Annotated in this window: 15 protein-coding genes; 10 read left to right on the top strand and 5 right to left on the bottom strand. The window is 59.4% G+C overall.

What is annotated here, in order from left to right; translation table 11 throughout:
• Nucleotides 1-32: 32 nt before the first annotated feature.
• Genes BMX80_RS02225 through BMX80_RS02185 form a run of 9 tightly spaced genes read left to right on the top strand, consistent with a single transcriptional unit; the run spans nucleotide 33 to nucleotide 8,996 of the window.
• On the top strand, nucleotides 33-734 hold the full coding sequence (locus tag BMX80_RS02225; protein ID WP_074864605.1) for an RDD family protein: 702 nt from the start codon (nucleotides 33-35) through the stop codon (nucleotides 732-734).
• Nucleotides 731-1,705: a stage II sporulation protein M gene (locus BMX80_RS02220; RefSeq protein WP_074864601.1), complete on the top strand. Its 975-nt coding sequence runs from the start codon at nucleotides 731-733 to the stop codon at nucleotides 1,703-1,705. The genes BMX80_RS02225 and BMX80_RS02220 overlap by 4 nt, the downstream gene beginning before the upstream one ends.
• A complete protein-coding gene (locus tag BMX80_RS02215; RefSeq protein WP_074864599.1) occupies nucleotides 1,692-3,287 on the top strand; it encodes a DUF4129 domain-containing protein in 1,596 nt (531 codons plus the stop codon). Before BMX80_RS02220 ends, BMX80_RS02215 begins: the two co-directional genes overlap by 14 nt.
• Nucleotides 3,284-4,564: a DUF4350 domain-containing protein gene (locus BMX80_RS02210; RefSeq protein ID WP_074864597.1), complete on the top strand. Its 1,281-nt coding sequence runs from the start codon at nucleotides 3,284-3,286 to the stop codon at nucleotides 4,562-4,564. The genes BMX80_RS02215 and BMX80_RS02210 overlap by 4 nt, the downstream gene beginning before the upstream one ends.
• Nucleotides 4,561-5,595, top strand: coding sequence for an AAA family ATPase (locus BMX80_RS02205; protein ID WP_074864595.1), 1,035 nt, complete (start codon nucleotides 4,561-4,563; stop codon nucleotides 5,593-5,595). Before BMX80_RS02210 ends, BMX80_RS02205 begins: the two co-directional genes overlap by 4 nt.
• Nucleotides 5,592-6,923 carry a DUF58 domain-containing protein gene (locus BMX80_RS02200; protein WP_074864592.1) on the top strand — a complete coding sequence of 444 codons (1,332 nt, stop codon included), beginning with the start codon at nucleotides 5,592-5,594 and terminating at the stop codon, nucleotides 6,921-6,923. The genes BMX80_RS02205 and BMX80_RS02200 overlap by 4 nt, the downstream gene beginning before the upstream one ends.
• 22 nt (nucleotides 6,924-6,945) lie before the next feature.
• Entirely contained in the window at nucleotides 6,946-7,758 is an 813-nt protein-coding gene (locus BMX80_RS02195) for a hypothetical protein (RefSeq protein ID WP_074864591.1), read from the top strand.
• A gap of 19 nt (nucleotides 7,759-7,777) precedes the next feature.
• Nucleotides 7,778-8,593, top strand: coding sequence for a hypothetical protein (locus tag BMX80_RS02190; RefSeq protein WP_074864589.1), 816 nt, complete (start codon nucleotides 7,778-7,780; stop codon nucleotides 8,591-8,593).
• Nucleotide 8,594: 1 nt separating this feature from the next.
• The gene (locus tag BMX80_RS02185; protein ID WP_074864586.1) at nucleotides 8,595-8,996 is read left to right on the top strand and encodes a hypothetical protein; all 402 of its coding nucleotides are present in this window, start codon (nucleotides 8,595-8,597) and stop codon (nucleotides 8,994-8,996) included.
• A 97-nt stretch (nucleotides 8,997-9,093) separates the two neighbouring features.
• On the opposite strand, the gene BMX80_RS02180 is transcribed toward BMX80_RS02185, so the two are convergent.
• From BMX80_RS02180 to BMX80_RS02165, 5 genes are all read right to left on the bottom strand, one after another.
• Nucleotides 9,094-9,471 carry a pilus assembly protein PilZ gene (locus BMX80_RS02180; RefSeq protein ID WP_074864585.1) on the bottom strand — a complete coding sequence of 126 codons (378 nt, stop codon included), beginning with the start codon at nucleotides 9,469-9,471 and terminating at the stop codon, nucleotides 9,094-9,096.
• Nucleotides 9,472-9,720: 249 nt separating this feature from the next.
• On the bottom strand, nucleotides 9,721-10,305 hold the full coding sequence (locus BMX80_RS02175) for a COG3904 family protein (protein ID WP_139213997.1): 585 nt from the start codon (nucleotides 10,303-10,305) through the stop codon (nucleotides 9,721-9,723).
• Nucleotides 10,306-10,308: 3 nt separating this feature from the next.
• Entirely contained in the window at nucleotides 10,309-10,479 is a 171-nt protein-coding gene (locus BMX80_RS17795) for a hypothetical protein (protein WP_175474870.1), read from the bottom strand.
• On the bottom strand, nucleotides 10,472-11,068 hold the full coding sequence (locus BMX80_RS02170; protein ID WP_074864583.1) for an alpha-ketoglutarate-dependent dioxygenase AlkB family protein: 597 nt from the start codon (nucleotides 11,066-11,068) through the stop codon (nucleotides 10,472-10,474). Before BMX80_RS02170 ends, BMX80_RS17795 begins: the two co-directional genes overlap by 8 nt.
• Complete coding sequence (locus tag BMX80_RS02165; RefSeq protein WP_074864581.1) at nucleotides 11,068-11,343, bottom strand: hypothetical protein; 276 nt, start codon at nucleotides 11,341-11,343, stop codon at nucleotides 11,068-11,070. The genes BMX80_RS02170 and BMX80_RS02165 overlap by 1 nt, the downstream gene beginning before the upstream one ends.
• A gap of 193 nt (nucleotides 11,344-11,536) precedes the next feature.
• Here BMX80_RS02165 and rapA point away from each other — a divergent pair, with 193 nt between their 5' ends.
• The gene (gene rapA / locus BMX80_RS02160; protein ID WP_074864579.1) at nucleotides 11,537-14,377 is read left to right on the top strand and encodes an RNA polymerase-associated protein RapA; all 2,841 of its coding nucleotides are present in this window, start codon (nucleotides 11,537-11,539) and stop codon (nucleotides 14,375-14,377) included.
• The last annotated feature ends 251 nt before the right edge of the window (nucleotides 14,378-14,628 follow it).

Genomic DNA, 14,628 nt, shown 5'->3' with positions numbered 1-14,628 from the left:
GTTTGCCCTAAAACAAGAAGGCGCTGTTTCCCTTGCCCATATCTTCACCCGCTCTACTCGACACCCGTTACCCGCTAGAAACCCCCGAAGGGGTGGACCTGCTGCTGCAGCCCGCCGGCCTTTTGCCGCGTCTGTTGGCTTTTTTGGTCGACCTGATTATTCGCGGTGGCATCGTGCTGCTGTTCTCGATTGCCTTAGTGTCGCTGGGGCGGTTTGGCTGGGGCTTGTGGAGTATTTGTTTCTTCTTGATCAGCTGGTGGTATCCGGTGCTGTTTGAGGTGCTCTGGCAGGGCCGCACGCCGGGCAAACACTATATGGGTTTACGTGTAGTGCATGCCGATGGCACGCCGATTGGCTGGTCGGCCTCGTTAATCCGCAACTTGCTACGCACGGTCGACATGCTGCCGCTGTTCTACAGCGCCGGCATCATTAGCTTGCTGTTCAGCCAACGCCTGCAGCGTATTGGCGATTTAGCTGCCAACACCTTAGTGGTCTACCGCGAAGCGCCGCTTAACAGCGCGCCGCTGCCCGAAGCGCCCGAGGTGATCCCACCGCACAGCCTCCAGCTCGATGAACAACTGGCGATTCTCGATTACGCCGAGCGCTTTGCGCAGCTTTCGCCGGAGCGCCGCCAAGAGCTGGCCGACATCCTCTGCCCCAGCCTCAAACTGCGCCCTGAACATGCTCAAGCCAGCTTGCTGGGTATGGCGCGCTTTCTGCGGGGGCACGCATGAAACAGCAGCAATTTGAACAACTGCGCAGCGACAGCTGGCTGCACTTCGAGCAGCAATTGGAGCAGCTGGAAAAAGGCGACAAACACAAACGCCCCGCCGAAGACTTTCCTCAGCGTTATCGCGCCCTGTGCCAAGACAAAGCCTTGGCGCAAAGCCGCGCCTACAGCAACACCTTGGTCGAGCGTTTGCAGCAGCTGGTCAGCCGTGGGCACCAGCAGTTGTACCGCCATCGCAGCCGCAGCCTAAGCCGCATCGTGCAGTTTTTGCTCGCTGACTTCCCTCGCGCCGTGCGCCGCGAATGGCGCGCCGTGGGTATCGCCAGTGCCTGCTTTTATGGCCCCGCGCTGCTACTGGGCGTATTGGTGTACTTGTTCCCCGAGCTGATCTACAGCCTGATGGACCCAGCGCAAGTGCGCGACATGGAGCAAATGTACGACCCCAGCGCGCGCCGCTTTGGCGAAGGCGCACTGCGCAGCAGCGACAGCAACTGGGTGATGTTTGGCCACTACATCAGCAACAACATTGGCATTGGTTTTCGCACCTACGCCACCGGCATCATCTTTGGTCTTGGCAGTCTGTTTTTAGTGGTGTTTAACGGCTTAGTGATTGGCGGCGTGGCGGGCTACCTAAGCCAGCTGGGCTTTGTGGAAACCTTCTTCGGTTTTGTGATTGCCCACGGCGCGTTTGAACTGACCGCCATCACCTTTGCCGGTGCTGCGGGGTTAAAACTCGGCTGGTCGCTGATTGCCCCCGGCAACTTGTCGCGCCTGCAAGCCTTGCAACAAGCCGCCCGCGACAGCATGACGCTGGTCTACGGGGTGATTTTATTGCTGCTGATTGCCGCCTTTGTGGAGGCATTCTGGTCATCGATGAACTTGGCTTTCAGTACCAAACTGATAGTCGGCGGTGTGATGTGGCTGTGGGTTGCCGCCTACTTTGGCTGGATGGGGCGCACGCATGCAGCTGAATAACGCCCAAGTGGTGATTCGCCCGCGCAGCCCGTGGGAAGCGGTCGACCTCGGCACCCATCTTGCGCGGCAACATGCCGGGCTGTTGATCAGCGCGCAGTTCCTCGCCATGGCCGCTGTGCTGGGCGTGCTCAGCTTAGTGCTGATGGATTACCCCACTGTGGTCGCGCTGATCTTCTGGTGGCTCAAGCCGCTGTACGACCGCCTGCCGCTGTTTATTCTCTCGCGCGCCCTGTTTGGCGAACGGCCAACCCTCAAGCAAGCTCTACGCGCTTGGCCCAGCCAAATGAAAGCGCAGTGGTTTGCCAACCTCACCTGGCGACGCTTTAGCCCGTGGCGCTCGTTTCATCTGCCGGTCACGCAGCTGGAAGGCTTAAACGGTAAGCCCCGCACCGCCCGCTTAAATGTATTGAGCATGCGCAACAGCCAACCGGCTGCGGCGCTAACCATTGTCGGCGTGCATCTAGAAATCGTGCTGTATTTCGCCCTGTTTGCCTTAGTCGGCATGCTGCTGCCGCCCGAGGTCTATGACGGCTGGGATTTCAATCCTTCCGATTGGCTAGATGACGAGCCACTGTGGTTCGCCCACCTTACCAACTGGCTGTACCTGCTGGTGCTTGCCGTGTGGGAGCCCTTTTACGTGGCCGGTGGTTTTACCCTGTATTTAAACCGCCGCACCGAGCTAGAAGCGTGGGACACCGAGCTCACCTTCCGGCGCATCGCCGAGCGCCTGCAAAAAGGCTCCGCCGCCCTGCTGCTGTGCGCCGTGTGCCTGTTACCGGCGCTCTACAGCCCGAGCAGCTTGGCAGCCGAAGGCCTGTGCCTGCCGCCCAGCAGCGAGCAGCTGCCGCCCGAAGAGCGCCTGCTTAACCAAGCCCTCACCAGCCAAGCCTCCGAGAAAGCCATTCACGCCCTGCTCGACGAGCCGCCCTTCAGTAACCCCACCACCGAATACGAGCTGAAATGGGGTGAAGACGAGCCGGAAAAAGAAAAAACCGCCGAACGCGACGGCAAAACCCCGTGGTGGCTCAAGTGGCTAATTAATAGCTGGAAGAACTCCGGCGGCATCGCTCGCGCCTTTGAGGTTCTGCTGTGGCTGGTGGTGCTCTCGGCACTGGCTTGGTTGCTGTGGCATTACCGCCATTGGCTGGCCGATTTTGTTGGCCGCCTGCAAAACCTCAAACCCGCCGTGCGCCAGCGCCCCACAACCCTGTTTGGCTTAGAGCTGGACAGCGACAGCCTGCCAGATGACCTCGCCGCAGCCGCCGAAGCGCTGTGGCCCAACGACCCACGCCAAGCGCTAAGCCTGCTGTATCGCGGCCTGTTGGTGCACTTGCTCGACGAGCACCAAGTGGCGATTAAAAACTCGCACACCGAATACGAAGTGCTGGGCCTGATCAACGCCCAGCAGCTGCCACAACTGGCGCGCTACGCCAGCAACCTCACTCGCCACTGGATCAACCTCGCCTACGGCCATCAACTGCCCGCCGCCAGCGTTGGCCCAGCGCTGTGTCAGGCGTGGCGCATCGTGCTCAAAGCCGCCGCACCATTAACCGCCCCTGCAACACAGGCGGCCAGCGCATGAACCGTCAGCAACGCATTGTTCTGCTCAGCGTGATTCTCGGCGCCTGCGTGCTGCTGTGGTGGGCCAGTTTGCAAGTGCGCATTGTCGAAGTCAGCAAAGACGACGGCCCCAGCGGCGAAGCGCTGAGCAATCGTTATTTAGCCGCAGAGCTGTTTCTGCGTGACCAAGGCATCGCCGTGTTCACCCCAGAAAGCCCAGAAAAACTCTTTAAGCAGCGCGATAACCTCGGCAAAACCTGGCTGTATCTGGCCCCGCGCAGCAGCATGAGCCCGCGCCAAGCCGCCGACTTAAAAGCCTGGACCGAGCACGGCGGTCATTTGGTGGTAGTCGCCGAGCAGTTCTGGAATAAAGAGCGCCAACGTAGCGGCGACTTGCTGCTCGACTCGCTGGGCATTCAACTGAACTTCGCTCGCGATAAAGACGACGAAGACGCTGACGAGACAAACGATAGCGAAGAAGAAAACAGCGCAGAACAAGACGTCGAAGAAAGCGCCAACGAGGCCCTGCAAGAGCACGAAATTAAAGAAAAAGTCGCGCAAATCCTCGGCAAAGCCGAGCGCAAAGACCCCTTTGCCGATCTCACCCAACTGTATCTAGAAAACGAGCAGCACCCCGCCTATCTCGACTTCCAAGACTGGCGCGTGCTCACCGACAGCCAAAACCTCGCCCCCGCGTGGGCCAGCAGCGAGCAAGGCATTCACTTGCTGCAACTGCCGCTGGGCGATGGCCTGCTCACTGTGCTGTCGGATGCCAACCTGTGGCAAAACGACGACATCGGCTATTACGACAACGCTTGGCTGCTCTGGTACCTCGCGCAAGATTCCGAAGTGCTGCTCACTCAAGATGCCGAGTGGCCGAGCCTGCTCAGCCTGCTCTACAAACACTACCCGCTGGCCTTGCTCCTCAGCGCCCTGCTCTGCGCCCTACTGATTTGGCAGCACCTGCTGCGCGCCGGGCCTAAGCGCGTGCTGAATCTGGAGCAACGCCGCGAGCTGCGCGAACACCTCGCCGCCAGCGCCGACTTCCTGCGTCGGCAAAGCGGCCTACGCGGCCTGCTGCGCCTGCTCAAAAACGACGTATTACAACGCGCCAACCTGCATTACCCCGGCCTCGACCAACTGCCGCATGCCGAGCAATGCCGCCAACTGGCGCGCTTAACCCAGCTTTCTGTCAGCGATATTCGCGCGGCACTCGAACCGCCCAGCGGCAAACGTCTGCCCATTCGCACCTTCATTCAGCATACCCAGCGCCTGCAACGCCTGAGGAACCGACTATGAGCGATACCGACAAGCCCACCAGCACCCCAGCCGACAAGCCCGCCAGCAGCAGCGCAGGCAAACCGGCCAACAACTCACGGCAGAAGGCCCACCAGCTGTTGCACGCCGTGCGTGGCGAAATCAACAAAGCGCTGATCGGCCAACAAGCCGTGGTGGATGACGTGCTCTGCGCCCTGCTGGCCGGCGGCCATGTGCTGATTGAGGGCGTGCCGGGGCTGGGCAAGACTTTGCTAGTGCGGGCGCTATCTAAGGTGTTTGGCGGCGAGTTTGCGCGCATCCAGTTCACCCCCGACCTGATGCCCAGCGATGTTACCGGCCATGCCGTGTTCGACTTAAAAAGCGAAGCCTTCCACCTGCGCAAAGGCCCGGTGTTCACCAACTTGTTGCTCGCCGACGAGATCAACCGCGCACCGGCCAAAACCCAAGCCGCGCTGCTCGAGGTGATGCAAGAGCGCCAAGTCACCCTCGAAGGTGAAGCCCTGCCCGTGCCGCAGCCCTTTATGGTACTGGCCACCCAGAACCCCATCGAGCAAGAAGGCACCTACCCGCTGCCTGAGGCCGAGCTCGACCGCTTTATGCTCAAGCTCGCCATCGACTACCCCAGCAGCGACGACGAAATCGCCCTGGTGCGCCAAGTCACCCGCTCGGCACAGGCCGATGCGCTGGAAGTCTCGCAGCTGCGCACCTTGCTGCAGCCTAAAGATGTGCAAATTCTGCAGAAGATCACCAGCGAGATCGCGCTGGACGAGCAAGTACTCGACTACGCCGTGCGCCTAGTGCGCACCACCCGCCACTGGCCGGGGCTGATTTTAGGCGCTGGCCCGCGTGCCTCGATTGCCTTAGTGCGCTGCGCCCGTGCTCGTGCGCTGCTACGCGGTGGCGAGTTTGTTATCCCCGATGACATCAAAGCCTGCGCCGCCGCCGTGCTGCGTCACCGCGTGCGCTTGTCTGCCGAGCTGGAAATCGCCGGCCAAGGCCTTGAGCACGTGCTCGCCCAACTGATCGAACAGGTGGATGCCCCGCGCCTATGAGCCCCACCGCGCGCTTAACCTGGCTATGCGCCCTGTTGCTGGGCGCCAGCATTCTGTTCAGCAGCCTGCCACTGCTGGGCATCGCCCTGCCTAACTTGCTGCACAGCTTGCTGATTGCCTTAGTGGTGGCCTGCCTGCTGGTTGCCGCCGGCGATGCGTGGCTTGGCTGGCAACAGCCCAGCCCGCAGATTAGCCGCGAGCTACCCGGGCAACTGCCGCTGGGCCGCGACAGCAAAATCACCCTCACCCTGCATCACAGCTATTCACGCAGCACGCCCATCAGCCTGCACGACCACCTGCCCGAACCGCTGACGTGCGGCGACTTTCCGCTGGCCGCCAGCTTAGAGCCCGGTCGCTTTACCCGCGTCAGCTATAGCGCCCAAGCGCTGCGCCGTGGCGCGTGCAGCTTTAGCACTTGCGAGCTACGCCTGCCCAGCCCGCTAGGCCTGTGGCAAATCCGCCGTTTGTTGCCGCTGGCCGGGCACAGCAAGATCTACCCCGACTTTGCCCGCCTGTATAACAGCGAGCTCACCTCGCAAGAGCTGTGGCTCGGCCAACTCGGCGTGCGCCAACGCCCGCGCCGTGGCCTAGGTCTCGATTTTCACCAGCTGCGCGAATACCGCGAAAGCGACACCCTGCGGCAAATCGACTGGAAAGCCACCGCACGCAAGCGCAGCCTAATAGCCCGCGAATACCAAGACGAGCGCGACCAGCAGATCATCTTTATGCTCGACTGCGGGCGCAAAATGCGCAGCCAAGACGGCGAGTTCAGCCACTTCGACCACACCCTCAATGCCCTGCTACTGCTCAGCCACGTAGCCCTGCGCCAAGGCGACGCCGTGGGCCTGCACACCTTCGCCAGCGACACCCCGCGCTTTATTGCCCCGGCCAAAGGCCAAGGGCAAATCATGCAATTGATGAACGCGGTGTACGACCTCGAACCCAGCCTGCAACCGGCCGACTACCTCGCCGCCAGCGAACAACTGCTAGTGCGGCAAAAACGCCGCGCCTTAGTGATTGTGCTCAGCAACCTGCGCGATGAAAGCAACGACGAACTGCTGCCCACCCTGCGCCGCTTAAGCCGCCGCCACCGCGTGCTGGTCGCCAGCCTGCGCGAAGCCGCCCTCGACGACAGCCTGCACAGCCCCCTCGGCACCTACGAGCAAAGCTTGGATTACTGCGGCGCGGTGAGTTACCGCCAATCGCGCGAACTGCTGCACCGCCAGCTGCAACTGCAAGAAGTCAACTTACTCGACGTGCGCCCCCAACATTTAGGGCCGCAATTAATTAGCCAATACTTGGCCATGAAACGCGCTGGGGCGTTGTAAATAAGCCATAAAGGGACTTGCCATGAGCCATATCGCCATCGACCCCATCAACCCCTGCCGAGAAAGCCTATGGGCGCGCTTGGAAGAGAATAATTTTTTCCACTGGTGTCGTAAGCGGGAATATAAGCAGTTGCGTACCTTGTTTTTTGAGGGTGAGGTGATCGAGCGCCCTGAGAATTGTGTTATCGATGTGGAATTATTTTGGTCGCCCAAACAAGACTCTGAGCATTGGCGGGCAGTGATTGAGGCGCGCTCGGGCGCTACTAATGATAAGGGTGAGCGTTATATCAGTCAGCGTTGTGCGAAAGAGTACGTTGAAGAAGCAGTTGATTCGTTACTGTTATGTGATTTTCAGTTTGCGGGCATGTCTATTGAGCAGCAATTGGCGCTGCAAAGCTTTCTGGGCCTTGAGGGGCGAAAGCTACGGCATGACCGTTTATATTTTGAAACGTGGTTGGCTCAGGTTGAGTGGTGGCTCGAGGGTGATGCTATAGGGGAGTTTGAGTTGCCGGGTATGTACGACTGTGTTGCCACCCACCGTGTGGCCTTTGCCTATGAGCTGTTAAATGCCGCGCCGTTAGCATTGCAAGAAGGGCACTTTGTCTCCTTGCAAGACGGCTCTGTCTGGGGCGGGGGCAAAGAGGCGTACTTGCAAGAGTCAATCAGCAGTTTTTGTGAGTTTTTGCTGAAACCGTATCAGCCGCCTGCGGGCTTGCAGTGTGACCCTTCCCCGCGCATACAGTGTGTTGAGCGTCTGCGCGCAGACTTAGAAACCGGTCAAGCCCCGCTGTTATTACAGCAGGTATGGCAGCTCACTAAAGATAAAAACAACTAATAAGCCAAAGGACTGCCCCATGAGCGCTATCGCCATCGACCCTATCAATCCCAGCCGCGAAAGCCTGTGGGCGCGCCTGGAAGAGATGAATCGTTTTAGTTGGTGCCGCAAGCATGAGTATAAACAGCTGCGCGCCTTGTTTTTTGATGGTGAAGTCGCTGAGTACCCCAAAGAATTTATTACTGATGTGGAATTGTTTTGGTCGCCCAAGCAAGGTACAGAGCATTGGCAGGCAGTGATTGAGGGGCGCAAGGCTTATATTGATTATGAGGGAAAGCGCTGCGTCGTTGAGTCTCGGGCGGAGGATTTTATTAAAAAGTCAGTCGACTTTTTACTGCAGTGCGATCATCAATATTCAGGCATGTCCATCGAGCAGCAATTAGCGTTGCAAGACTATTTAGGTCTTGAGTGTCGAAACCTGCGGCATGACCGCATATATTTTGAAACGTGGTTGGCTCAGGTTGAGCTGTGGCTAAAGGGGGAGGCTGTAGGCGAGGTTGAACTGCCGGGTATGTACGACTGTGTTGCTACCCATCGTGTGGCTTTTGCCTATGGGTTGCTGAATGCCGCGCCGCTAGTTATGCGTGAAGGGCGCTTCGTTGCATTAGAAAGGGACTCTCCATGGGGCAGAGGCCGAGAAAAAGATATGCAGTTTTTTTTGACCAGTCTAAGTAAGATTTTACTTAAAAAATACCGTCCCCCTAAGGGTCTAAAGTGTGATCTCACCCCGCGAATACAGTTTGTTGAGCGTCTGCGTGCAGACTTAGAAACCGGCCAAGCCCCGCTGTTATTCCAGCAGGTATGGCAGCTGACTAAAGAGAAAAAGAAGAAATAACATGTCGACCGAATACGCTATTTCGCTGCAACTAGCCTGCGGCAGCAACGAGGCGGCGTCGGCGCTGGCGTTTTTTCAACAAGTGCTCGCCCGCCGCCCGCTGTTTGAGCTGGAAGAAACCTTTGAACGCCACTGGCCAGTGGCCGAGGCGGCGTTTAGTGCACTGCTCGACTCTTACGCCCCGCTCTTTAGAACGTTAGAGGCGGTTGTGCCAACACCACAGCACTTCACCTTGCACTGGCAAGGGTATGGCCAAGGGGAGTTGTTTCTCGACGAGATGATTGCCCTAACCTCGGCCATGGGCCTGCAAGTGCTTGAAGGCCGCGCCCAAGGGGATGAAGAGGTATACGTGTGCGAACTGATCGACGGTCAGCTCGACTGCGGCTACTACGACCTCGAGTAGCCCGACTTGAAATTTCCCGACTGAGAGTGCCCGCGCCCAAGCCTGCAACAGCACGCTGCAAAGCCGTGCTGTTACCCTTACTCATCAGTTGGGGTGCTTAGTAGGCGTTGCCTTCCGCCGATTCCGGCGCCAAGCGGAAGGTGAAGTAGTTACGCAGTAAGCCTTCTAGCTGGACAAACTCTGCCGGTGCCTCGGCCACCGAGAAGCCCGAATCGTAATAGCCCGGCGTGGCTTCTTCGCGCGACCAGTGGCAATGGGCGACAAACTCCACCATGCACAGGCTGCCGTTACAGCTGGGCAGTTTTAAGCGCAGTTGGTAATCCACACCGGTTAACAGCGGCAATTGGCTGATCAGCATTAAGCCGTCGCTCGAGACATTGCCCAAATAGCCCATGGGCCTGTCGGTGATGCGGTTATACACCTTCAGGTAGTAGGGCAACTGTTGCCGTTGTATGTGCCTTTGTTCACGGGGCATAGAAAAGCCTTTGCAGTGTTACGCCAGTGCAGCACCCCACAACCGTTAACACGAGGCTTGCTTAAATGGCTGTACAGCTCAGTTGATCAGTGCGTTGCGTGTTGCTGCCGGTGCTGATCCGTTAGCCGCGCTGATGCCTATTGAGTGTAGAAGTGTAAGCCGATGCTTGCAGCGTGCCATCATAGCAGCCGACCAACGTACATCGCCGGCGCCACAAAGTTCGCCCAACTAGGCGCGCTCAGCGGCGGGTCAATTCAGCCGGTAACGGCGCAAATCACTCACGCTCAACACGCGCATGTAGGCCGGGGCAATGCTTTGCATATCGGCCAACAGCAGCGGCGACACGCCCATATCACGCAAATACATAGCCGGGCTGATACGGCTGGCCGCGCTGTGCGCCGAATGCACTGAGTCGCCCTGCGGGAAGTACGGGCGGTGCAGGCCTACCGCGCCGCGCACGGTTTTACTGTGCCCGGCGGCGAGTAAATACACGCAGCTACCTTGGCACACATCATCGCTAGCCACTAAGGCATGAAAGCCGGTTTCGCGCAGCAGGCGGCCCATACGGATGGCCTCATTCACGCTGCCGCCGATGCTGTCGAGCATGACGATTTTGCGGTTGTACTTGCCGGGGTTAGCGCGCAGGCCTTTGAGCAGCGCTTCGTAATTGCCGGGGGCGATGTCTTCGGAGATTTTGGCAATCAGCACGCTGCCAAGTTTTTTTGACTGCCCCGCCTCTACGTCTACTTTGGCCAGTGCTTGCGGGCTAACTGCGCACAACAGCGCAGCGGTACATAACAGGGCGGCGCGCGCGCCGTGCAGAATCGGGTTCATTGCTTAGCGTTTCTTCTTGGTTTTCTTTTTGCGGGGTTTGTTGGCTTTGGGCAGCGGCAAGGCGGCGCTAAAGGCGGCGCGCACTTGGGCTAAGCGCTTGTCGTTTAAGTCGTGCACGCGCTTGGCTTTTTCGGCAGCAAAATCAATCGGTTCGGCAGGGTTGGAATCAGTCATACGACGCTGGGTGCAGAATATGGCGAAAGGTCAGATTGATACGTGCGCCGCTAACTTTCAAGCTGCGCGGCACTTGATGTTGCCAAGCGGCTTGGCATTGGCCGTCCATCAGCAGCAGTTGGCCGTGCTTTAAGGCGAACGATACAGCAATACGTGTGCTGCCTTTGCGCCGCAGGTCAAAACGCCGCTCAACGCCAAGGCTGAGTGAGGCCAGCCACGGCGCGGGGCCAAGTTCGCGCTCGTCATCGCTGTGCCAGCCCATGCTGTCGTGGCCATTGCGGTAGTAATTGACCAGCACGCCGTTAAAGCGGCGGCCGGTTTGTTGTTCTACCAAGTCACGAATGCGGCTTAGGGTGGGCGTCCACGCCAGTGGCCGGTGGGTTTGCCCGCTATAGCGATAGGCGGCGTCGCTATCGCCATACCATGCCACTAAGCGCGGCGTGGGGTGCCAGCGGCCAAATACCTTGACCTGCGGTTGCTGCCATGCGCATTCGGTTTGTAAGGCGCTAAACCACTGATCGGCTTGCGCGGCGCTGGCAAAGTCGTCATGCCAATACAGGGTGCCGGGCTGTAAATCGTCGCTACGCATTACACCTCTATATCGACCCACAGGCCTTTGCGCGGTAGGGGCTCATCGCTGAGTGCTGGTTGTTCGTCGGCCAGCTCATCGTCTTCTTCGCGGGCTTTGCGTTTGCGCGGGCGGTATTGGCTGCCGTCATCGGGGTCGGGCCGATCTTTAAGCTTCACGCCTTCGCCCTTGGCGCTTTCTTGCGCGGGGGTCACCGGCGGCACGTCCGGCTTATGTTTGGCCGGGTCTAGCTGCACGCCGTGCGGCAGTATGCTTTGGGGGATCGGTGGCAGCATGCGCACCTCCGCGCTGTTGCGTCGATAACGGCTTAAGCCTTAGTCAGTTTGTCGGCCAAGCCGGCGACAGCTTGATGGCCTGCCTAAACTGCTGGCTAGGCAAGCGGATTTGCACCACTGGCAAGCACCTAAGCATGGCCCTGCACGGGCTCATCCTTTACCATACCCGCCTTTTTTCGGGAGGCGAAGCGGCATGCAGTACACACCGGGTCAACGCTGGATCAGTGACAGCGAGTCTGAACTGGGTTTAGGCACCATTCTTACCCTCGATGACCGTATGCTCACTGTGCTCTATCCGGCCAGCGGTGAGACCCGCCGTTACTCGCTGCGTAACGCCCCACTGACCCGCGTGCGCTTTGCCGCTGGGGATGAAATCACCCACTACGAAAACTGGCGCATGACCGTGCGCGATGTGATCGAAGAACAAGGCATCTTGGTTTATGTCGGCCTCGACAACGACAACCAAGAGCGCGTGATTGCCGAGCCAGACTTATCCAACTTTATTCAGTTCCGTTTGGCCAGCGACCGTTTATTCGCCGGCCAGATCGACCCGCTGCATTGGTTTAGCCTGCGTTACCGCACGCTGGAGCGCCAAGGCTTGCTGCAACAGTCCGAGCTGTTTGGGCTGTGTGGCGCGCGCGCCGAGCCTATCCCGCATCAGTTGCATATCGCCCGCGAAGTGGCCGACCGTATGGCGCCGCGCGTATTGCTGGCCGACGAAGTGGGTTTGGGTAAAACCATCGAAGCGGGCCTGGTGATTCAGCGCCAGCTGCTCTCGGGCCGCGCGCGCCGCGTGCTGATTATGGTGCCGGAGAACCTACAGCATCAGTGGCTGGTGGAAATGCGCCGCCGCTTTAATCTGCAAGTGGCGCTGTTTGATGCCGAGCGCTGCGCCGCCCACGAAGACAGCGACAACCCGTTTGAAGAAGAACAGCTGGTGCTCACCGCCATCGACTTCTTAAAAGACAGCGCGCGCTGGCAAGAAGCCGTGCTCAAAGCCGATTGGGATTTGCTGGTAGTCGACGAAGCGCACCACTTGGTCTGGCACCCCGAGCATGTATCCAGCGAATACGCGCTGGTAGAAAAGCTCGCCCGCCAAGTGGCTGGCGTGCTGTTGCTCACCGCCACCCCCGAGCAGCTCGGCCAAGAAAGCCACTTCGCCCGTCTGCGCCTGCTCGACCCCGATCGCTTCCACGATCTGCAAGCCTTCCGCGACGAAAGCGCGCAGTACCAGCCGGTGGCCGAAGCGGTGCAAGAGCTGCTCGACCAAGGTCAGCTATCGGCCAAGGCGCGCACGGCGATTGCCGGATTCTTGCAGAGTGAAGCCGACGAGCTGCTGGCCCAACTCGACAGCGGCGACGAAGCCGCCCGCGCGCGCTTAGTGCGCGAGCTGGTCGACCGCCACGGCACGGGCCGCTTGTTGTTCCGTAACACCCGCGCGGCGATTGCCGGTTTCCCCGGCCGCGAGCTGCACAGCTATCCGCTGTCCGCGCCGATGCAATATTTAGAGCTACAGCGCGGCGAGCATCCGGAGCTGTACCCGGAAGTCGCCTTCCAAGCGCAAGACGATTTAGGCGAGCGCTGGTGGCAGTTCGATCCGCGCGTAGAGTGGCTGATCGACACGCTGAAAATGCTCAAGCGCAGCAAGGTGCTGGTGATTTGCGCCCACGCCGAAACTGCGCTGGATTTAGAAGACGCCCTGCGCAGCAAAAACGGCATTGCCGCCACCACCTTCCACGAAGGTATGAGCATTCTTGAGCGCGACCGTGCGGCGGCTTACTTTGCCGACGAAGAATTTGGCGCGCAGGTGCTGATCTGCTCGGAAATCGGCAGTGAAGGCCGTAACTTCCAGTTCGCCCATCACTTGGTGATGTTCGACCTGCCCAGCCACCCCGATTTGCTCGAACAGCGTATCGGCCGCCTAGACCGTATCGGCCAGAAGCAAACCATTCAGCTGCACGTGCCGCACCTGCAAGACACCGAGCAAGAGCGCCTGTTCCAGTGGTATCACCACGGCCTAAACGCCTTCTTGGCCACCTGCCCCACCGGCAACGCCCTGCAGCATGAGTTCGGCAGCCGCCTGCTGCCGCTGCTGGAAGGCGGCCACGACAGCGAGTGGCAAGCCCTGCTCGACGAAGCTGTGCAGCGCCGTCACGCGCTAGAAGAAGAACTGCACAGCGGCCGCGACCGCCTGCTGGAGCTGAACTCGCGCGGCGCTGGCCAAGGCGAACGCTTAGCCAAAGCGATCAAGGCGCAAGACCAAGACTTCGCCCTGCCGATGTACATGGAAGAAATCTTCAACGTGTTCGGCATCGACAGCGAAGACCACTCTGAGAACGCCTTTATTTTGCGCCCCGGCGAGAAGATGCTCGATTCGGGCTTCCCGCTGGGCAGCGACGAAGGCGTGACCATCACCTACGACCGCGACTTGGCGCTAGCCCGCGAAGACATGCAGCTGATTACTTGGGAACACCCCATGACCCTCGGCGCGATGGACATGGTAATGTCCAGCTCCATGGGTAACACCGCCGTGGCGCTGCTGAAAAACAAAGCGCTGAAGCCCGGCACTGTGCTGGTCGAACTGCTGTTTGTTAGCGAAGCCATCGCCCCGCGCCACTTGCAGCTGGGCCGTTTCTTGCCGCCGCAAGCGCTGCGTTGCCTGCTCGACCCGAAGGGCAACGACTTAGCCGCTAAGGTGAGCTTCGACACCCTCGACACACAGCTGGAAAGCGTACCGCGCAGCAGCGCCAATAAGTTTATTCAGGCGCAGCGTGAGCAACTCACGCCCCTGATCGCCAACGCGCAAAGCAAAGTACAAGCCGCCCACGACGCGCGCGTTGGCAGCGCGGTGAAAAAACTCAAAGCCGAGCTGGAAGAAGAACTGGCGCGCCTCACCGCCCTGCGCCAAGTTAACCCCAGCGTGCGCGACAGCGAACTGCAGCACCTAAGCCAGCAGTTGGAGCAAGGCTTAGAGCATTTAAGCCAAGCGGGATTGCGACTGGAGTCTGTGCGGGTGATGGTGGCGGGCAGCTGATTTAATCACTGCGTTGTGCTTGGGCTTCGCTGGTTAAATCTGCGCAGCCCATATACAAGAAGGCCGCTTACCAGACTGTGTGAAAACGCCACGAGCGCAGGCTAGGCAAGGCAAAAGCAGGCGAAAAAGCGCAGTTTACGTGTGGTAAATACTCCGCACATCCTGTGCTCGCCCTGCGGGTCAGCTAAAGCTGTTCAAACCCGCTCCTGCGGGTTTGTGAGCATTTTGAGCCTGCTTTTAACGCCACATAG

The organism is Atopomonas hussainii (assembly GCF_900109735.1).
GTDB classification, from domain to species: domain Bacteria; phylum Pseudomonadota; class Gammaproteobacteria; order Pseudomonadales; family Pseudomonadaceae; genus Atopomonas; species Atopomonas hussainii.
Note: the sequence above shows the minus strand (reverse complement) of the source record. Positions and strands in the feature narration are given on the sequence as shown.